Origin of the sequence: Streptomyces sp. NBC_01255, assembly GCF_036226445.1 — a bacterium.
Taxonomy (GTDB): Bacteria; Actinomycetota; Actinomycetes; order Streptomycetales; family Streptomycetaceae; genus Streptomyces.
Genome location: NZ_CP108474.1, coordinates 3,493,852 through 3,511,404 on the forward strand (window position 1 = coordinate 3,493,852; position 17,553 = coordinate 3,511,404).

Annotated in this window: 21 protein-coding genes; 7 read left to right on the forward strand and 14 right to left on the reverse strand. The window is 72.4% G+C overall.

Translation table 11 applies throughout. From position 1 onward, the window contains the following. The first annotated feature begins 33 nt into the window (after nt 1-33). Nucleotides 34-732: an ester cyclase gene (locus OG357_RS15180; protein WP_329621670.1), complete on the forward strand. Its 699-nt coding sequence runs from the start codon at nt 34-36 to the stop codon at nt 730-732. Nucleotides 733-828: 96 nt separating this feature from the next. Here the strand turns inward: OG357_RS15180 and groL are convergent, their stop codons facing one another. Together groL and groES are read right to left on the reverse strand one after the other, a co-directional pair. Beyond that, complete coding sequence (gene groL, locus OG357_RS15185) at nt 829-2,457, reverse strand: chaperonin GroEL (protein WP_329621671.1); 1,629 nt, start codon at nt 2,455-2,457, stop codon at nt 829-831. 111 nt (nt 2,458-2,568) lie between these two features. Further along, nucleotides 2,569-2,877 (reverse strand): co-chaperone GroES, encoded by a 309-nt coding sequence (gene groES, locus OG357_RS15190; RefSeq protein WP_267045346.1) that lies wholly within the window; start codon nt 2,875-2,877, stop codon nt 2,569-2,571. Nucleotides 2,878-3,129: 252 nt separating this feature from the next. Here groES and OG357_RS15195 point away from each other — a divergent pair, with 252 nt between their 5' ends. Beyond that, nucleotides 3,130-3,558, forward strand: a complete 429-nt coding sequence (locus OG357_RS15195; RefSeq protein ID WP_329621672.1) for a DUF6234 family protein — start codon at nt 3,130-3,132, stop codon at nt 3,556-3,558. Nucleotides 3,559-3,566: 8 nt separating this feature from the next. On the opposite strand, the gene OG357_RS15200 is transcribed toward OG357_RS15195, so the two are convergent. Together OG357_RS15200 and OG357_RS15205 are read right to left on the reverse strand one after the other, a co-directional pair. Then, nucleotides 3,567-3,845: a hypothetical protein gene (locus tag OG357_RS15200; protein WP_329621673.1), complete on the reverse strand. Its 279-nt coding sequence runs from the start codon at nt 3,843-3,845 to the stop codon at nt 3,567-3,569. After that, a complete protein-coding gene (locus OG357_RS15205) occupies nt 3,842-4,780 on the reverse strand; it encodes a polysaccharide deacetylase family protein (RefSeq protein ID WP_329621674.1) in 939 nt (312 codons plus the stop codon). The genes OG357_RS15200 and OG357_RS15205 overlap by 4 nt, the downstream gene beginning before the upstream one ends. 129 nt (nt 4,781-4,909) lie before the next feature. Here OG357_RS15205 and OG357_RS15210 point away from each other — a divergent pair, with 129 nt between their 5' ends. Genes OG357_RS15210 through OG357_RS15220 form a run of 3 tightly spaced genes read left to right on the forward strand, consistent with a single transcriptional unit; the run spans nt 4,910 to nt 8,263 of the window. Further along, the gene (locus OG357_RS15210; protein WP_329621675.1) at nt 4,910-6,100 is read left to right on the forward strand and encodes a THUMP-like domain-containing protein; all 1,191 of its coding nucleotides are present in this window, start codon (nt 4,910-4,912) and stop codon (nt 6,098-6,100) included. A 49-nt stretch (nt 6,101-6,149) separates the two neighbouring features. Next, complete coding sequence (locus OG357_RS15215; protein ID WP_329621676.1) at nt 6,150-6,800, forward strand: hypothetical protein; 651 nt, start codon at nt 6,150-6,152, stop codon at nt 6,798-6,800. After that, complete coding sequence (locus tag OG357_RS15220; RefSeq protein ID WP_329621677.1) at nt 6,797-8,263, forward strand: hypothetical protein; 1,467 nt, start codon at nt 6,797-6,799, stop codon at nt 8,261-8,263. Before OG357_RS15215 ends, OG357_RS15220 begins: the two co-directional genes overlap by 4 nt. Here OG357_RS15220 and OG357_RS15225 read toward each other — a convergent pair. The 7 genes from OG357_RS15225 to tsaB form a co-directional block, all read right to left on the reverse strand. Then, nucleotides 8,257-9,507 carry an RNA polymerase sigma factor gene (locus OG357_RS15225; protein WP_329621678.1) on the reverse strand — a complete coding sequence of 417 codons (1,251 nt, stop codon included), beginning with the start codon at nt 9,505-9,507 and terminating at the stop codon, nt 8,257-8,259. The genes OG357_RS15220 and OG357_RS15225 overlap by 7 nt on opposite strands. 50 nt (nt 9,508-9,557) lie before the next feature. Further along, the gene (locus tag OG357_RS15230; RefSeq protein ID WP_329621679.1) at nt 9,558-9,923 is read right to left on the reverse strand and encodes a YciI family protein; all 366 of its coding nucleotides are present in this window, start codon (nt 9,921-9,923) and stop codon (nt 9,558-9,560) included. 98 nt (nt 9,924-10,021) lie between these two features. Continuing rightward, complete coding sequence (locus tag OG357_RS15235) at nt 10,022-10,873, reverse strand: polysaccharide deacetylase family protein (RefSeq protein WP_329621680.1); 852 nt, start codon at nt 10,871-10,873, stop codon at nt 10,022-10,024. Nucleotides 10,874-10,908: 35 nt separating this feature from the next. Beyond that, a complete protein-coding gene (locus OG357_RS15240; RefSeq protein WP_329621681.1) occupies nt 10,909-11,169 on the reverse strand; it encodes a hypothetical protein in 261 nt (86 codons plus the stop codon). After that, nucleotides 11,166-12,284: a tRNA (adenosine(37)-N6)-threonylcarbamoyltransferase complex transferase subunit TsaD gene (gene tsaD, locus OG357_RS15245; protein WP_329621682.1), complete on the reverse strand. Its 1,119-nt coding sequence runs from the start codon at nt 12,282-12,284 to the stop codon at nt 11,166-11,168. Before tsaD ends, OG357_RS15240 begins: the two co-directional genes overlap by 4 nt. Beyond that, a complete protein-coding gene (rimI, locus tag OG357_RS15250; RefSeq protein WP_329625597.1) occupies nt 12,274-12,744 on the reverse strand; it encodes a ribosomal protein S18-alanine N-acetyltransferase in 471 nt (156 codons plus the stop codon). The genes tsaD and rimI overlap by 11 nt, the downstream gene beginning before the upstream one ends. A 53-nt stretch (nt 12,745-12,797) precedes the next feature. Next, nucleotides 12,798-13,454 carry a tRNA (adenosine(37)-N6)-threonylcarbamoyltransferase complex dimerization subunit type 1 TsaB gene (tsaB, locus tag OG357_RS15255; protein ID WP_329621683.1) on the reverse strand — a complete coding sequence of 219 codons (657 nt, stop codon included), beginning with the start codon at nt 13,452-13,454 and terminating at the stop codon, nt 12,798-12,800. A 147-nt stretch (nt 13,455-13,601) separates the two neighbouring features. Here tsaB and OG357_RS15260 point away from each other — a divergent pair, with 147 nt between their 5' ends. Next, the gene (locus tag OG357_RS15260) at nt 13,602-14,168 is read left to right on the forward strand and encodes a hypothetical protein (protein WP_329621684.1); all 567 of its coding nucleotides are present in this window, start codon (nt 13,602-13,604) and stop codon (nt 14,166-14,168) included. 28 nt (nt 14,169-14,196) lie between these two features. Here OG357_RS15260 and OG357_RS15265 read toward each other — a convergent pair whose 3' ends face one another. Further along, nucleotides 14,197-14,388, reverse strand: coding sequence for a hypothetical protein (locus tag OG357_RS15265; protein WP_329621685.1), 192 nt, complete (start codon nt 14,386-14,388; stop codon nt 14,197-14,199). Nucleotides 14,389-14,533: 145 nt separating this feature from the next. Continuing rightward, nucleotides 14,534-15,034 (reverse strand): tRNA (adenosine(37)-N6)-threonylcarbamoyltransferase complex ATPase subunit type 1 TsaE, encoded by a 501-nt coding sequence (gene tsaE, locus OG357_RS15270; RefSeq protein WP_317598447.1) that lies wholly within the window; start codon nt 15,032-15,034, stop codon nt 14,534-14,536. 17 nt (nt 15,035-15,051) lie between these two features. Here tsaE and OG357_RS15275 point away from each other — a divergent pair, with 17 nt between their 5' ends. Further along, nucleotides 15,052-16,323, forward strand: coding sequence for a PP2C family protein-serine/threonine phosphatase (locus tag OG357_RS15275; protein WP_329621686.1), 1,272 nt, complete (start codon nt 15,052-15,054; stop codon nt 16,321-16,323). A gap of 18 nt (nt 16,324-16,341) precedes the next feature. Here the strand turns inward: OG357_RS15275 and OG357_RS15280 are convergent, their stop codons facing one another. After that, nucleotides 16,342-17,538, reverse strand: a complete 1,197-nt coding sequence (locus OG357_RS15280) for an alpha/beta fold hydrolase (RefSeq protein ID WP_329621687.1) — start codon at nt 17,536-17,538, stop codon at nt 16,342-16,344. Nucleotides 17,539-17,553: the final 15 nt, after the last annotated feature.

Here is a 17,553-nt window from a genome sequence, read left to right on the forward strand (position 1 = left end):
CTGGAAGGGTCCTACCGGGGCCCGGGAGGCGCCATGACCTTCGTACAGATAATCGACTGCAAGACGAGTCGGGTGGACGACCTGAACCGGCTCATGGACCAGTGGGTCGAGCAGACCGAGGGCAAACGGACCGCGACCCACAGCATGGTCGGCAAGGACCGTTCGGACGCCTCCCACATCGTGGAGATCGTCGAGTTCCCCTCGTACGACGTGGCCATGCGCAATTCGCAGCTCCCCGAGACCGACCGGATCTTCCGCGAGATGGTCGCGCTCTGTGACGAGATGCCGACCTTCACCGACCTGGACGTGGTCCGGGACGAGGCGCTGTACAAAACCAACGCCCGGCACCTCATGGAGATGATGGCGCGGGAGCCGGAGCTCGCACTGCTCGACGAGGTGATGGCAGAGGGATACCACGACCACGATCCGACCAACGAGCAGGACGTCATCGGCATGGACGCCGTCCGGCGCGAGGTGGAGATGTGGCGGCGCGGCTTCGACTTCACCTTCGCCATCGACGACCAGATCGCCGAGGGCGACCGGGTCTGCACCCGCTGGACCTGGAAGGGCAGCCACACCGGGGACTTCATGGGGCTCCAGCCGTCCGGCATGGACGTGACCATGACCGGCACGGTCATCCACCGCTTCCGGGACGACGGGAAGATCGTCGAGGGGTGGTGGCAGTACGACCTGCTCGGGCTCATGGGGCAGCTCGGCGCGGTGGAGGGATGACCTCCTGAGGAAATCACGAGGCCCGATGCCCCCGCGACGGGGGCACCGGGCCTCGGTGATCAGTGGCGGTCAGTGACGACGCGCCTCAGACACGCCTCAGTGGGAGTGACCGTGGCCGTGGCCGTGGCCCGCGTCCGCCGGCTCCTCTTCCTTCTTCTCCACCACGAGGGTCTCGGTGGTGAGGAGGAGGGAGGCGATCGAGGCGGCGTTCTCCAGGGCGGAGCGCGTCACCTTCACCGGGTCGATGACGCCGGCCTTGACCAGGTCGCCGTACTCGCCGGTCGCGGCGTTGAAGCCCTGGCCCTTGTCGAGCTCCGCCACCTTCGAGGTGATGACGTAGCCCTCGAGGCCGGCGTTCTCGGCGATCCAGCGCAGCGGCTCGACGGCGGCGCGGCGGACGACCGCGACACCCGTGGCCTCGTCGCCGGTCTTGCCGAGGTTGCCCTCGAGGACCTTGACGGCGTGGACCAGAGCGGAGCCACCACCGGAGACGATGCCCTCCTCGACCGCGGCGCGGGTCGCGGAGATGGCGTCCTCCAGACGGTGCTTCTTCTCCTTCAGCTCCACCTCGGTGGCGGCGCCGACCTTGATCACGCACACGCCGCCGGCCAGCTTCGCGAGGCGCTCCTGGAGCTTCTCGCGGTCCCAGTCGGAGTCCGTGGACTCGATCTCGGCCTTGATCTGGTTGACGCGACCCGCGAGCTCGTCGGCGTTGCCGCCGCCCTCGACGATGGTGGTGTCGTCCTTGGTGATCGTCACGCGACGGGCGGTGCCCAGCACGTCCAGGCCGGCCTGGTCGAGCTTGAGGCCGACCTCCTCGGCGATGACGGTGGCGCCGGTCAGCGTCGCCATGTCGCCAAGCATCGCCTTGCGGCGGTCGCCGAAGCCCGGGGCCTTGACGGCCACGGCGTTGAAGGTGCCACGGATCTTGTTCACGACCAGGGTCGACAGGGCCTCGCCCTCGACGTCCTCGGCGATGATCAGCAGCGGCTTGCTGGCGCCGGCCTGGATGACCTTCTCCAGGATCGGCAGCAGGTCCTGGATCGAGGAGATCTTGCCCTGGTTGATCAGGATGTACGGGTCGTCGAGGACGGCCTCCATACGCTCCTGGTCGGTGACCATGTACGGGGACAGGTAGCCCTTGTCGAAGGCCATGCCCTCGGTGAAGTCGAGCTCCAGGCCGAAGGTGTTGGACTCCTCGACGGTGATGACACCGTCCTTGCCGACCTTGTCCATCGCCTCGGCGATGAGCTCGCCGACCTGCTGGTCCTGCGCGGAGAGCGCGGCGACGGCGGCGATGTCGGACTTGTCCTCGATCGGGCGCGCGGTGGCGAGGAGCTCCTCGGAGACGGCCTTGACGGCGGCGTCGATGCCCTTCTTCAGGGCGGCCGGGGAGGCGCCGGCGGCGACGTTGCGCAGACCCTCGCGGACCAGGGCCTGGGCGAGCACGGTGGCGGTGGTGGTGCCGTCACCCGCGATGTCGTTGGTCTTGGTCGCCACCTCCTTCACCAGCTGGGCGCCGAGGTTCTCGAACGGGTCGTCGATCTCGACCTCGCGGGCGATCGTGACACCGTCGTTGGTGATGGTGGGGGCGCCGAACTTCTTGTCGATGACGACGTTGCGGCCCTTGGGGCCGATCGTCACCTTCACCGTGTCGGCAAGCTTGTTGACGCCGCGCTCAAGGGCGCGACGGGCGTCCTCGTCGAACTTCAGGATCTTCGCCATGGGAGCGGTTCAGCCCTCTCGGAATCGTATGGAAACGAACTGCGCCCCCGGACGCCCTGTGCGGGGTCAAGGGGCGCAGCTCAAAGCATCCACTTCGGATACTTCGGTGAATTACTTCTCGATGATCGCGAGCACGTCGCGAGCCGAGAGGACGAGGAACTCCTCGCCGTTGTACTTCACCTCGGTGCCGCCGTACTTGCTGTAGAGCACGATGTCGCCGACCTGAACGTCGAGCGGAAGACGCTCGCCGTTCTCGAAGCGGCCCGGGCCCACGGCGAGGACAGCACCCTCCTGGGGCTTCTCCTTCGCGGTGTCCGGGATGACCAGGCCAGAGGCGGTGGTCTGCTCGGCGTCGAGCGGCTGGACCACAATGCGGTCCTCGAGCGGCTTGATGGCAACCTTGGAGCTGGTGGTCGTCACGATCCGACCTCCCCCTTCGGAGATTACGGGGTCAACTGTCTGAGGTGGCGACCAGGTGGATCCGTCGTCGCGGGTGCCGGACCTGCCTGTCGCTGTGTTGGCACTCTCCAGTGGGGAGTGCCAGAGCCGAGACTATGACCGCGATTAGCACTCGGTCAAGCGGAGTGCCAATTCCATGCCGTCGCGCGTCGTTCTGGTCTCGGTATGGGCAACGCCGTGACGGACCCTCCGGTTCCGGACGAGGGTGCGGCCATGACGACCCCTCCCCCTCCGGTACGCACGGCCGGCGACATCCTGTTCGGGATCCTGCTCCTCGTCCTGGAGGGCGTGCTCGTCCTGATCGCCGCCTTCACCCTGGGCATGCGCGGGTGGGCCGACAGCTACGGTCCGGCGCCTGCGGGACCGCCCCCGGTGGACTGGGTGCCGGTACTCGTCTTCGGAGCGATCACCGGCGGCGTCCTGCTGCTCGCCTGGGCGATGCTGCGCGGCGGCTGGTCCTGGACGGCAGGGGGCCAGTTCCTGGCCGCGGCGCTGCTCGGCATCGGCACGCTGGCCTTCGGGATACAGGAGTGGGCGCGGGCGCACCCCGCGACGCCGGGGCCGACGGCCCCGGCGACCCCGTCCGAAGCACAGTGCGTGTGCCGCAGCGGGGGCGGGCCCTGCGAGTGCCCGGGAGGGTGACCCCCGGGTCAGTCGGCGTGGCCGGAGATCCGGGCCGCCGTTCCTTCCGCCACGGTCGTCGCGTCCGGCGTGGCCATCCGTTCCGCCGCCTTCCGCCCCAGCCGCTCGATCGGGTCGACCGACGAGGCGCAGCCGGAGACGGCGAGCAGCGCGCCGGCCAGCGCCGCGCCGGCGACGGCCGCACGGAGCCGTCTCGTACGGAGGCCGCTCGCACGGAGGCCGCTCGTACGGAGTTGTCTCGCACGGAGGCCGCTCGTACGGAGCCGTCTCGCACAGAGCCCGCTCACACGTAGTCCTCGAGCTTCGCGACCGCGTACCCCTTGGCCGTGATCACGTTCATCACCCTCCGGATCATGTCGGGCATCGTGCCCTTCCAGTCGCCCTTGCCCCGGAAGTGGGTGAGCACGATGTCGCCGGGGTGCAGGTCCCGGTCCCACTCGCGCCACTCCATGTGGTCCGGGAACGCCTCTGACGCCCACAGCGGGACCGCCTTGATCCCGCAGGTCTTCGCGGCGCGCAGCGTGTCCTCGTTGTAGTTGCCGTACGGCGGGCGGAAGAGCGGGGGCCGCTTGCCGAATCGTTTCTCGATGACGTCCTGCATCCCGCAGATCTCGCGCTTCTGCTGCTTGTACGAGAGCCCGGGCAGGTAGCGGTGGTTGAGGGTGTGGTTGTGCAGGGAGACCCCGCCCTCCTGCGACTTCTGCATCCTCGCGAAGTACCCGTAGTCGTCCTTGACGACGTAGTCGCTGAGGAAGGCGCTGTAGGGGATCCGGAGGTCCTTCATCATCCGCAGCAGCTCGGGGTCCTTCTCCGCGCCGTCGTCGATCGTCAGGAAGACGACCTTCTGCTTGGTCGGCACGGTCGTGAAGACGGGCGGCAGCCCCTCGCCGTCCGTCTCGAATCCCTTGCGCGTGGTGATCTTCGGTTTGACCTTCGGCGGGGCGGGCGCGTCGAGCGGGGGCCGGGCGAGGCCCCACTTCTTGGCGGCGAGCGCGCGGGCGGCCTTCTGCTTGCGGACCTTCTCGACGTACGCGCTGAGCGCCCCGGCCGACCCCGGGGCCTGCGCCTGCCCCTGCTGCCCGGGGGCGGGGGCGGGGGCGGGCGCGCGGCGCTCCGGTTCGGCGGGGCCCGCGCCGGAGCAGGCCGTGGCGGCGGAGGCGAGGGCTGCGACGACGAGAGCGGCCCCGAGGGTCCGCCGGACAGGGTGCGCGCTGATCACCATGAATTCTTCCTCTTGTCGTACAAGCGGTATGGCGCCGCATCCTGTCAGTGCTGACGCCCCGTCCGGACCACGACACCGCCGTACGGCGCCACCGTCCCCCGGCCGGCCCACAGCGCCGCAGGGCCCACAATGGGACGGGTGACCGACCTCGCCCACTTCACCGCCCTGCTCACCCCCGAGGGGCAGGCCCTGCTCGCCGCCCTGCGCGACTACGACCCCGCCCAGGAGCTGGCGGTCGTCTCCCGGCTCCGCCGCGACCACCCCGCAGAGCTCGTCACGTCGGCGGTCGGCCAGGCCCGGCTGCGCCAGCGCGCGGTGGCCAAGTTCGGCGCCGAGGACGCGTACCGGATGTACTTCACGCCCAACGGCGTCGAGCAGTCGACCCGCGCCTCGGTCGGCACGTACCGGGCGGCCCGGCTCAAGGCGCTCGGCGTCGGCAGCGTCGCGGACCTCTGCTCCGGGATCGGCGGCGACGCGATCGCCCTGGCCCGCGCCGGGATCTCCGTCCTCGCCGTCGACCGCGACCCGCTCACCGCCGAGGTGGCCCGCGCCAACGCCGAGGCCCTCGGCCTCGCCGGGCTCGTCGAGGTCCGCGAGGCCGATGTGACGGAGATCGACACGAGCCCGTACGACGCGGTCTTCGTCGACCCGGCGCGGCGCGGCGGCCGGGGCAGGATCTTCGACCCCGAGGCGTACTCCCCGCCGCTCTCCTGGGCCGTCGAAGCGGCCCGCAGGGCCCCGCACGCCGCCCTGAAGGTGGCACCCGGCATCCCGCACGAGGCCGTCCCGGCGGAGGCCGAGGCCGAGTGGATCTCGGACGGCGGGGACGTGAAGGAGGCCGTGCTCTGGTTCGGTACGGAGCCGGGCGCCCGCCGCGCCACGCTGCTGCCCTCGGGCGCCGGGATCGTCGGCCGGGGGCTGCCCGACCCGGCGGTCCGGCCGGTCGGCCGCTACCTGTACGAGCCGGACGGCGCCGTCATCCGCGCGCACCTCGTCGCCGAGGTCGCGGAGGACCTCTCGGGCGGCCTGATCGACGAGACGATCGCCTACGTCACGGCGGACGAGCTCGTCCCCACGCCGTACGCCGCCGCCTACGAGATCACCGACGAACTCCCCTTCAACCTCAAGAAGCTGAAGGCGCTGCTCCGGGAGCGCGAGGTCGGGACGCTGACCGTGAAGAAGCGCGGTTCGGCGGTCGAACCCGAGGAGATCCGGCGGAAGGTGAAGCCGAAGGGCCCCAACTCCGCGACGGTGCTGCTCACTCGGGTCGCGGGAGCCCCGACGATGCTGATCGGCCGCCCGGCGGGCGGAGGCCGGTGACCAGGGTGCCGTAAGCCGCAAGCGGCACGATCCGAACGGGGGAGAGATCATGGCGCTGCATCCGGAAGGCATGTTCACCACGGGGCCGCTCGCGCACCTCGTCGGACTGGCCGCCGGCGGACCCGACCCGCTGGAGTGGGAGGTCCTGCGGTTCGACCGCGTCACGCGGACGGAGTACTGGGACCCCTCCTGGCGGCACAGCTCGCAGACCCTCGCCTCCCAGCTCGACTACATGGCCACCGCGTTCAGCGAGGACTTCTTCGCCACCTGCCCGGAGGCGGACCGCCGCGCCTGGCGCGCGGCCGCCGGGGCGAAGAGCGTGCCCGCGTTCATGACCGGGCTCGCGATGCTGCTGCGGCTCGCGGACCGCCAGGGGCACGCCACGTACGAGGACGTGCCGCTCGCCGCGTGGGAGGTGAAGGCGCAGTTCCCGCTGCTGATGTCGCTGGACGGCTGGGCGTACGACGGCGAGTACGCCTCGTACGAGGAGAGCATGTGGGCGTACATCGAGGGCGAGCACCCGTACTGCTCCTACGAGGTGGTCCCCCGCCTCACCCAGGCGCTGGAGGCGCGCACGCTCTGCACCGAGTCGGCGGCCTTCGCCGCGTCCTTCCGGAAGCTCGCACCGCAGGCGACCCCGGAGACCCTGGCCGTCATCACCCGCACCACGTTCACCCACATGACGGAGCACCACGCATGAATGCGATCTTCCACGACGAGCCCTTCCCCGAGGTGTTCGGGAACGCCTCCCAGGTGATCGTCAGCGCCGACGAGCAGTGGATCGCGGCCAGTTCGATCGGGTACCACCAGAGCCGGGTGGCCGTCTACCGCGCCGCCGACCTCTCCTGCGCACACCTCCTGACGTTCCCGTTGGCCGCCGAGGCGATCGACTTCCACCCCACGCTCCCGCTGCTGTCCATCGGCCTCAACAACGGCGACGCATACCAGCGCGAGGGCGGCCTCACCCTCTTCGAACCCGGCACGGGCCACCGCGTCGACTTCGCCGACCCCGACTGGGGCGTCGAGCCGGCCCGCTGGCTGGACGCCAGAACGCTCGAACTCACCTTCTTCACGTGGGAGTCGGACTGCTCGCAATTCCAGTCCCGCGCCACCGTCGTCCGCGACGACTGGCTCGGCCTCCCGTCCGACGCCCTCGACCTGCGCACGCTTCCCCGGACCCCGCTCCCCCCTGACGCCCTGGTCGAGTACCTCGACGGTGAACTCACGCATCCGCTGCTCCGGGCCCTCGCCGAGCGGGCAGGCCGGAGCTACGACGGCCTCGGCGGGGTCTGGGCCGTGGCCGGGCTGAGTGACGGCCGGGTACTCGCCACCCGCAGCCACGCCGTGCTGGAGTGCTGGTCCCCCGACGGCTCGCTGCTGTGGAGCGTTCCCGCGCCGTCGGCGGCCGGCGGTCAGCGGATCGAGGTCTCCGCCGACGAGCGGACGGTACGCGTGGCCGTCCCGGGCCCCGGCCCCGACTCTCGGACCCGGACGGACTTCCCCCTCGTCGCCACCTCCGACGGCACGGTCCTCGACGCCCCCTCGGTGCCCTTCGCGGCCGCGCTGACGGCCCGTACGGACGGGGTGTGGGCGATCCGGGACACGTACCAACGCAACTCCGAGGCCGAACCCCCCGCCCCGCCCAACGCCCGGGCCTTCGCCGCCGACGGCACCCCGCTCGGCACGGTCCACGAGCCGGAGCGGTACGACCTCGTCCCGATCGACGTACGCCGCTGCCCCGAGCTGCTGTACGGCCGCCGGCGCCGCGAGGTGATCGCGCTCGACCCTGTCACCACCGCCGAGACGGTGCTCTTCGCGCTGGAGCCGTTCATGGTCGACCGGCCGCTGGGCCGGGCGGTGTACGTCTCCGACAGCGCGGGCCCCGCGCTCCTGCACGGCCGGACGGAGCTGGTCCGCCGCACCTTCCCGGCGGGGGACGTGACCTGGACCGTGCCCACGGACTCCACGATCGTCGACCTCGACGCGCACGCCGGCGTCCTGCACGCCGTCTGCACCGACGGCACGCTGCTCTCGGTCGACACCGCCGACGGCACCGTCCTCGACCGGCGCCCCCTGCCCCCGTACGGCCCGCTCTCGGTGCACGCGGCCCCCGACGGCACGGTCCTCGTCGGCACGACGGCCGGCCAGATCCTGCGCTACTGAGCGCGTGATTCCTCGGTCGCCCGCGCGCGACCGAGGAGCAGTTCCCGCTCGCGCGCGTTCCGGGTGAGCGAGGCCGCCCGCTCGAACTCCGCCCGGGCCTCCGCCGCCCGCCCCAGCCGGGCCAGCAGGTCGCCGCGCACGCTCGGCAGCAGGTGGTAGCCCGCCAGGGCGGTGCCCCCGGCCAGGGCGTCGACGAGCGCGAGACCCGCCTCCGGGCCCTCCGCCATCGAGACGGCGACCGCGCGGTTCAGCTCGACCACCGGGGAGGGCGCGACGGCCCCGAGCCGGCCGTACAGGGCGGCGATGGTCCGCCAGTCCGTCTCCTCGTACGAGGCGGCCCGCGCGTGGCAGGCGGCGATCGCGGCCTGGAGGGCGTACGGCCCGTAGGAGCGCCCGTCCCCGGCCCGCTCCAGGGCGGCGAACCCCCGCCGGACGAGCAGCCGGTTCCAGCGGCTCCTGTTCTGGTCGGCGAGGAGGACCGGCTGCCCGTCGCGGCCGGTACGGGCCGCCGTCCGGGAGGCCTGGAGCTCAAGAAGGGCGGCGAGCCCGTGGGCCTCGCTCTCCCCGGGCATGAGCGCGGCGAGTCCGCGGGCCAGCCGCAGCGCGTCCTCGCACAGGCCGGGCCGCAGCAGGTCGTCGCCGGCGGTCGCCGCGTACCCCTCGTTGAAGATCAGGTAGACGACCTCCAGGACGGAGCCCAGCCGGGCGACCCTCTCCTCCCCGTACGGCACCTCGAACTCCACGCCCGCCTTCGCGAGCGCCCGTTTGGCGCGGGTGATCCGGGCCGCGACGGTCGCCTCCGGCACGAGGAAGGCGCGGGCGATCTCGTCCGTCCGGAGCCCGCCGACGAGCCGCAGCGTCAGCGCCGCGCGGCCGTCGGCGGAGAGCACGGGGTGGCAGGTGGTGAAGACGAGCCGGAGCACGTCGTCGTCGATGTCGCCCGGACCGGACGGCTCCGGGTCGTACGACTCCTCCGTGAGGGTCCGGCCCACCTCGGCGAGCTTCCGGGCATACGTCTCGCGGCGGCGCACGAGGTCGACGGCGCGGTGCTTCGCGGCGGTCGTCAGCCAGGCTCCCGGACGCTCCGGGACGCCTGACCGCGGCCACTGCTCAAGGGCGGAGACGAACGCGTCCTGGGCGATCTCCTCGGCGATGCCGACGTCCCGGACGATCCGCGCCACGGTGGCGATGATCCGCGCCGACTCCATCCGGCAGACCGTCTCCAGGGTGCTTTCCACCGTCATGGTTCACATGACAGCACACCTGACACGACACCTGACAGGACACCCGCGGGTCAGCCTTCCGGCATCTCCTCGACCTCGCGGACCTCCAGTCCGACCTTCCAGTTCGGCGGGTGGACGGCGAGGAAGCGCTTCCCCCACTCGACGGCCTCGGCCATGTCCTTGCACTGGAGCATCGCGTAGCCGCCGACGACCTCCTTGGTCTCGGTGAACGGTCCGTCGGTGTACGACAGCTTCCCGTCCGACCAGGTGATGCGGGTGGCCTCGGCGGTCGGCTTGAGCCCGGCCGTGTCCACCATGGCGCCGGCCTTGGTGATCTCCTCGAAGAGCGCGCCCATCCGCTCCTCGAAGCCGGGGTCGGCGCTCTCCATGTCGATGGTGTTCTCCTCGATGCGGACGAGGGACAGGAAGCGGGGCATGACGACTCCTCGGTGGTGCGGTGGCGGGGCCGTTCCCCGCCTTCCACACATACGTCGAACGGGCCGGGCCCGCATCGACACCACGCCCGGGGAATCTTCTAGACGTAGTCCTCCAGGCGGGCCACGGTGAAGCCCTGCTCCTGGATGCGGCGCAGCATCGTGGCGGTCATCTCGGTCATCGTCCGGCCCTTGAGCTCGGACGGGCCGCGGAAGTGGGCCAGGACGATGTCGCCGGGGTGCAGCTTCTTGTCCCCGCGCTGATACTGCATGTTCTTGATCTGCATGGACTCGCGCCACAGCACGATCGCGTCCACCCCGCAGGTCCCGGCGGCGGCGCGGGTGTCCTCGTTCCAGTTGCCGTACGGCGGGCGGAAGAGCCGCGGGGTCGTGCCGTACTCCTTCGCCAGCTTCGTCTGCTGGCCGCATATCTCGCGGCGCTGGGCGTCCCTGGAGAGCGTGCGGAGGTTCGGGTGCGTGAGGGTGTGGTTGGCGACGCCGTGGCCCTGGGCGGCGAGCGGGGCGAAGTAGCCGTAGTCGCCGCGTATCGCGGAGTCGGTGAGGAACATCGTCACCGGGACCTTGAGGTCCTTCATCATCCGGACGAACTCGGGGTCCTTCTCGGCCCCGTCGTCGATCGTGATGAAGACGATCTTCTCGGTGGTGGGGATCTCGCTGATGACGGGGACAGGACCACCCGGCTCGCGGGTCACCGGCTTGGTCGCCGGCGGGGCGGGCGGGGCGGCGAAGGGCTTGAGGCCCCAGCGGCGGTACGCGGCGGCGGCCGCGGCCTCGGGGGCCTTGTCACCGGCGGCCCCGGCGGACGGGGAAGCCGCGGGGGCGGTGGTGGCCGTCCCCCGGCCGGGGGTGGCGGCGGAGTCCTCCACCGCGCAGCCGGTCACCAACAGAGCGACGGCGGTCAGCGCCGCCCACACCACGATCTTCTTGTCCACGCCCTAGGGGATGCGCGAACGGCCCCCGGGGTTGCTCAGGAGGTCTCGACCGACTCGAAGCGCCAGCGGTGGACCGGACGGGTGATCAGCTCGGCCTCCGGTTCGGGCAGCTCCGGCAGTTCGGCGTCGAACGCCGCCGCCTCCCACCAGGTGAGGACGAGGACCCGGTCCTGCGGGGCGCGCAGGATCTCCCGCCGCAGCGGCTCGTACGGGAGGACCCGGGCCCTGGCCCACTCCAGGAGCTCGGCGCCCCGGCCCTGCGCGGCCCGCGCCTCCCACATGAGGGTGAGCCTCATGAGTACAGGTTCTCCTTGCTGACCTCGTGCACGTGATCGTGGTCGTGGTCGTGGGAGTGGCCGTGAGACGAACCGGGCACATGGGGATCAGTCACCGGCAGCGACGAGTCCGCCGACAGCTCCAGGTCCGACGCCGGCCGGTTGCGGGCGACCATCTCGGAGCCGAGCGCGGCGACCATCGCGCCGTTGTCCGTGCACAGCCCCGGGCGCGGTACGCGCAGCCGGATGCCGGCCCGCTCGCAGCGCTCCTGGGCGAGCGCCCGCAGCCGCGAGTTGGCGGCGACGCCGCCGCCGATCATCAGGTGGTCGACGCCCTCGTCCTTGCAGGCCCGGACGGCCTTGCGGGTGAGCACGTCCACGACCGCCTCCTGGAAGGACGCGGCCACGTCCCGGACGGGCACGTCCTCGCCGGCCGCCCGCTTCGCCTCGATCCAGCGGGCCACGGCGGTCTTGAGACCGGAGAAGGAGAAGTCGTACGCGGGGTCACGGGAGCCGCTCAGTCCGCGCGGGAAGGCGATCGCCTTCGGGTCGCCCTCCGTGGCGAGCCGGTCGATGACCGGTCCGCCGGGGAAGCCGAGGTCGAGGACGCGGGCGATCTTGTCGAAGGCCTCGCCGGCCGCGTCGTCGATGGTCGCGCCCAGCGGGCGCACGTCGGAGGTGATGTCGGCGGAGAGCAGCAGCGAGGAGTGGCCGCCGGAGACCAGCAGGGCCATCGTCGGCTCGGGCAGCTTGCCGTGCTCCAGCTGGTCGACGCAGATGTGCGAGGCGAGGTGGTTGACGCCGTACAGCGGCTTGCCGAGGGCGTACGCGTACGCCTTGGCGGCCGAGACGCCGACGAGCAGCGCACCCGCGAGGCCGGGCCCGGCCGTGACGGCGATGCCGTCGAGGTCCTTGGCGGAGATCCCGGCCGTCTTCAGGGCGCGCTCGATCGTCGGGACCATCGCCTCCAGGTGGGCGCGGGAGGCGATCTCGGGCACGACGCCGCCGAAGCGGGCGTGGGTGTCGACGCTGGAGGCCACGGCGTCGGCGAGGAGGGTGGTGCCGTGGACGATGCCGACACCGGTCTCGTCGCAGGAGGTCTCGATGCCGAGTACGAGGGGTTCGTCAGCAGCCATCAGAATCAGTCTCAGTTCCTTGAACGGTCAGTCGCATCACGAGCGCGTCCACGTTTCCCGGCTGGTAGTAGCCGCGCCGGAAACCGATGGGCTCGAAGCCGAAGCGCTCGTAGAGCTTCTGGGCCCGGGTGTTGTCCACGCGCACTTCGAGGAGAACCTCGTCGCACTCGAAGGCGGTGGCGTGGTGGAGCAGATCGGTGAGGAGCCGGGCGCCGAGCCCCGTACCCCACTGGTCGCGGGAGACGGCGATCGTCTGGACGTCGCCGAGTCCGCCGGCCGCGGCGAGCCCCGCGTACCCGACGAGCCGCCCCGCCGGGTCCTCGGCGACGAGGTAGCGGCGGGTGGCACGCGGCCCGCGCGCGTGCGCGAGCTCCGACCAGAACATCCCGGCCGACCAGGCGTCCTCGGGGAACAGCTCGTCCTCCAGGGCCAGCACCGGGGCAATGTCCCACCAGCGCATCTCGCGCAGTGCGACTCCACCGGTCGCCGGTCCGCCGGTCACGTGGGCGCCGGTCACGTGGGCGTGACCACCTTGTAGTTCTTCGGCACCTGCGCGTCGGGGCGGCGCAGGTACATGGGCAGCGGGTCCAGGAAGCCCTCGCCGCCGGCCGCGAGCCGTTCCGCGGCGAGCGCGGCGAGCGCGGCCGCCGACTGGTGCTCGGGGTCACGGGCGTCGGGGAAGGCCTCGGGGTAGAGGCGGGCGCCCGCGCCGACGACGGGCAGGCCCGCGAGCCGTTCGGCGATCTCGGCGGGCCGGTCGACGGCCGCGTCGGTCACGCGGGTGCGGGAGTCCTCGTACCGCGCCCAGTAGACCTCCTTGCGGCGCGCGTCCGTCGCGACGGCGAAGGGCTCGTCGATCCCGGAGGCGTACGCGAGGCCGTCGAGGGTGCACAGGCCGTGCACCGGGACGCCGAGCGCGGAGGAGAAGGCGGCGGCCGTGACGAGACCGACGCGCAGGCCGGTGTACGGCCCGGGGCCGACGCCGACGACGATCCCGGTGACCGCGTCGAGCGTGAGGCCGGCTTCCTTGAGGACCCGGTCGACGGCGGGCAGCAGCAGCTCCCCGTGACGGCGGGCGTCGACCTGGGCCGACGAGGCGACGACGGCCTCGCCGTCGTGCAGGGCGACGGTGACGGCGGGGGTGGCGGTATCCATGGCGAGCAACAGCACGCGAACAGCCTACGGCTCCCGGGACGGGCGGCGCCCCGGCGAGGCACCCGGGCCACCCCCGGGCCGCCCCCGGGCACGGCGCCCGGCCCCCGGGGGCACCGGCTGCTACCGTCACCCTTCGATACGTTCGTACGAGAGGTGGGCACGGTGGCAAGGAGCAGCTCGGGATTCGTGGCCGGGCTCACCGCGGCGGCCGTCGTCGCGGTCGGCGTCCTCGCGTACCAGGCCTCGGCGAGCGCCCCCACCGATCTGGCGGCGAAGCCGAAGACGCCGGGCACGAGCGCCCCCTCCGTGTCGCCGAGCGGCGGTCCGAAGCAGCCGGTGAAGAACCCGCTGACGGTCCCGGCGAGCTCCGGCACCGGTGAGCGGGTCGTGTACGCGCTCGCCGACCGCCGGGTGTGGCTGGTGAACGGCAAGGACAAGGCCACCCGGACGTTCACGGTGATGCCGAGCACGGTCGACCCGCTGCCGGGCGCCTACACGGTGACGTCGCGCTCGGGCTCGGTGCGCGGCTCGGACGGGGTGCAGATCGAGCACGTGGTGCGGTTCGCGACGGCCCAGGACGTGGCGATCGGCTTCAGCGCGGCGGTGGACGGCTCGACGCCGAAGCCGGACCCGTCGAAGAAGACCGGCGGCATCCGGATGAAGCGGGCGGACGGGGACGCGCTGTGGACGTTCGCGTCGATCGGCGCGAAGGTCGTCGTCGTAGCCTGATCCACCAGGCAGCCTGCTCGGACAGACCCTAGGCGGCTTCGTCCCGCCGTACGACGTCCTGGTCCCCGCCCGCGGCCTGCTCGGGCCCGGGACGGCGCGGCGGAGTGGACAGAGCGCGCGCCGCGGCACAGGACGCCAGCAGCTCGCCCATCGAGACGTGGTCCCGAGCGTGTCCCGCTTCGGCTCCCGCTCCCGCTTCCGCGCGCTGTGGCGTGGCCATGCATGCCTCCCGTAGGTTAGGTACACCTAACCAGCTCGTGCATCCATGTCACCACGGCACGTACGGCCCACGCAATATCTTCCCGACACGTTGTCGGAAGCTCCTACGATCAGACGTACGCCGCGGCGCCCGAGGGGGCCCGCCGTCAGCCGAGATCGAGGTCCTCGTCGGCCCAGCGCGAGCCGATCCCGCGCAGCACGACGGTGCGCCGGTCGTCGTCGGTGTCGCCGGTCAGCCGGTGGATGAGGACGTGGAGCCGGTCGTCGGTCAATTCCTCGACCTTGCCGTCACCCCACTCCACGACCACCACGGACTCGGGCAGCGAGACGTCCAGGTCGAGGTCCTCCATCTCGTCGAGACCGCCGCCGAGGCGGTACGCGTCGACGTGCACCAGGGCCGGGCCGCCGACCAGGGACGGATGGACGCGGGCGATGACGAACGTCGGGGACGTGACCGCGCCCCGCACGCCGAGGCCCTCGCCGAGGCCGCGCGTCAGGGTGGTCTTCCCGGCGCCGAGCTCGCCGGTGAGCATGACGAGGTCGCCGGGCCGGAGGAGTTTCGCGAGCCGGCGGCCGAGGTCCCCCATCTGCTCGGGGGAGTCGATGGCGAGGGTGGCGCCGGAGACGGGCGGGTGCGCTGCTTCCATACCCGCCAACTTAGCCCGTGCCGGACCGGACCCCTGTGGAGCTCCGCCCCGCAGGGGCCTCCCGGTCGCCGTCACCCTCCGGGGCCGTCATCCTGATGCTGGAAGGCGTCCCCCGGGAGGACGGTGTGCACCACCGGATGCGTGGCATCTCCGACGGATACGCGGGTGGCACCGACGACACCGTGACCCGCGTCCTGGCACACGCGCTCCCCCCGCTCCTCATCGCCATCGGCATCGTCTTCCAGTGGCTCACGCCGCCGGAGCTCACCGGCACGCCCTTCTTCGTGGCCGCGCCCCTCGTCGCGGCGCCCTTGTTCGCGCGCTGGGTGCCGGCGTTCTTCGGTGCCGTCGGGATCGTGGCGGCCACCCTGCTGCACGCCGTGGCCGGGCGGGTGACGGAAGCGGCCGTCGCCCACGACCTCGCGACAGAGCTGGCGACCATCGCGTTCGCCACCGCGCTCGCCGTGCTGATCAACGGCGTCGTCGCGCGCACCCGAGGTCAGCTCGCCACGGCCCGGGGAGTGGCGGAGGCGGCGCAGCGGGCCGTCCTCCCCACCCCGCCCGCCCGGATCGACGGCCTGCGTCTGGCGGCGCGCTACGACGCCGCCCAGACGGACACGCTGGTCGGCGGCGACCTCTACGGGGCCCTGGCGACCTCGTACGGGGTCCGGCTCATCGTGGGCGACGTCCGGGGCAAGGGGCTCGGGGCGATCGAGGCGGTCTCCGTCATCCTCGGCGCCTTCTGGGAGGCCGCGGACGGCGAGCCGTCCCTGTCCGACGTGGCGAACCGCCTGGAGAACGCCCTGGTCCGGGAGGGGACGCGGCGCCAGGACATGGACACGTCCGAGGGCTTCGCCACGTGCGTCCTCGTGGAGATCCCCCCGGGCCACGACCGCGTCCGCGTCCTCAACCGAGGGCACCCGGAGCCGCTGCTCCTGGGCGCCGCCGGAACCGTCACCGCCCTGCACCCCGGCGACTTCTCCCTGCCCCTGGGTCTCGCGGACCTCGGCGCGCACGCCGCGCCGCCGGACGAGTGGCCGTTCCCCCCGGCCTCGACGCTCCTGCTGTACACCGACGGCCTCTCGGAGAGCCGCGATGCGTCCGGGGTCTTCTACGGCCCCGCGGGGAGCCTGGAGGGCAGGTCGTTCACCTCGCCCGACAGACTCCTGGCCGCGCTCGTGGCGGACGTCCACCGGCACGCGAACGGCGAGAGGGGCGACGACATGGCCCTGCTGGCCGTCACCCGCCCGCCGGGAAGGACCGGCCGGAAGGACACCCTCCAGCCCTGACCTGCCCCGCCCCCTCCCCTACGCCTGCCCCTGCCCCTTGCCGACGTCGGCGACCACCGTCGCCGGCCCGGGGACGGCACCGGCCCGCACGAGCAGGTCGGCCAGGCGGTCGGTGACGGCCTCGGGGTGCTCCAGCATCACCAGGTGGCCGCCGTCCGGGACGATGACCAGCTCCGCGTCGGGCAGCAGATCGGCGATGGCCTCGGTGTGCGAGCTGGGGGTGACGAGGTCGTTGTCCCCGGCGAGCGCGAGCACCGGCAGCTCGAGCTCCGCGAAGGCGGTGAGAGCGGCGGCCTTGTCGTGCTCGGCGAAGGCCGGGTAGAACTCCGCGACGACGTCGATCGGGGTCGACTCGATCATCCGCTCCGCGAAGCGGGCGACCGCCGGGTCCACGTCCTTCGACGCGAACGAGTACTTCTTGATCAGCCCGGCGAACAGGTCGGCCGTCGCCCGGCGCCCGCGCTCGACCAGCTCCGCCTGGGAGCCGAGCGCCCGCAGCACCCCGGGCAGGACCCGCCGGACGGCGTTGACGCCGGCGAGCGGCAGCCCGTACGACACCTCGGCCAGGTTCCCGGCGGAGGTGCCGACGAAGGCGACCCCGACGACCCGGTCGCGGACGAACTCCGGGTACTGCTCGGCGAGCGCCATGATCGTCATGCCGCCCATCGAGTGCCCGACCAGGACGAGCGGGCCCTCGGGCGCGGCGACGTCGAGGACGGCCTTGAGGTCGCGGCCCAGCTGCTCGATGGTGACGGGCACCCCGTCGGGCCCGGACTGGGCGACGCCGTGGCCGGAGCGGCCGTGGCTGCGCTGGTCCCAGTGGACGGTGCGGACGAGACCGCGGAGCGCGGCTCGCTGGAAGTGCCAGGAGTCCTGGTTGAGGCAGTAGCCGTGGCTGAAGACGACGGTGACGGGAGCGGGCTCCTTGCGCCCGAAGAGCCGCCGCCGGCGCCCGCCGGACGTGTCGGCCCCGGTCTCCCCCACCTCGTCGACCTCGTAGTAGAGGACGGTCGAGTCGTCGGCGAGCGCGCGGCCTGAGGTGCCGCGGAGGCTGCCGTACGGGCCGGTGGCGTCCAGGGCGAGCCGGGCCTTCTGCCGGACGGAGCGGCCGACCGTGAGCCGCTCGACGGCGACTCCGGCGGCGGCGCCCGCGGCGAGGACGCCTATCGCGGCCCCGGCGAACCCGGCCCGCCGCCAACTCTTCGACTCGCCCACGGGAACCCCTCTTCG

Coding starts and splice junctions, on each gene's coding strand:
- OG357_RS15210 (WP_329621675.1), top strand. CDS start 4,910: ATGGGACGGGTGACCGACCTCGCCCACTTCACCGCCCTGCTCACCCCC.
- rimI (WP_329625597.1), bottom strand. CDS start 12,744: ATGCGCTGGTGGGACATTGCCCCGGTGCTGGCCCTGGAGGACGAGCTG.
- tsaD (WP_329621682.1), bottom strand. CDS start 12,284: ATGGCTGCTGACGAACCCCTCGTACTCGGCATCGAGACCTCCTGCGAC.
- OG357_RS15215 (WP_329621676.1), top strand. CDS start 6,150: ATGGCGCTGCATCCGGAAGGCATGTTCACCACGGGGCCGCTCGCGCAC.
- OG357_RS15220 (WP_329621677.1), top strand. CDS start 6,797: ATGAATGCGATCTTCCACGACGAGCCCTTCCCCGAGGTGTTCGGGAAC.
- OG357_RS15205 (WP_329621674.1), bottom strand. CDS start 4,780: ATGGTGATCAGCGCGCACCCTGTCCGGCGGACCCTCGGGGCCGCTCTC.
- OG357_RS15240 (WP_329621681.1), bottom strand. CDS start 11,169: ATGAGGCTCACCCTCATGTGGGAGGCGCGGGCCGCGCAGGGCCGGGGC.
- OG357_RS15230 (WP_329621679.1), bottom strand. CDS start 9,923: ATGCCCCGCTTCCTGTCCCTCGTCCGCATCGAGGAGAACACCATCGAC.
- groL (WP_329621671.1), bottom strand. CDS start 2,457: ATGGCGAAGATCCTGAAGTTCGACGAGGACGCCCGTCGCGCCCTTGAG.
- tsaE (WP_317598447.1), bottom strand. CDS start 15,034: ATGGAAGCAGCGCACCCGCCCGTCTCCGGCGCCACCCTCGCCATCGAC.
- OG357_RS15225 (WP_329621678.1), bottom strand. CDS start 9,507: ATGACGGTGGAAAGCACCCTGGAGACGGTCTGCCGGATGGAGTCGGCG.
- OG357_RS15195 (WP_329621672.1), top strand. CDS start 3,130: ATGACGACCCCTCCCCCTCCGGTACGCACGGCCGGCGACATCCTGTTC.
- OG357_RS15265 (WP_329621685.1), bottom strand. CDS start 14,388: ATGGCCACGCCACAGCGCGCGGAAGCGGGAGCGGGAGCCGAAGCGGGA.
- OG357_RS15180 (WP_329621670.1), top strand. CDS start 34: ATGACCTTCGTACAGATAATCGACTGCAAGACGAGTCGGGTGGACGAC.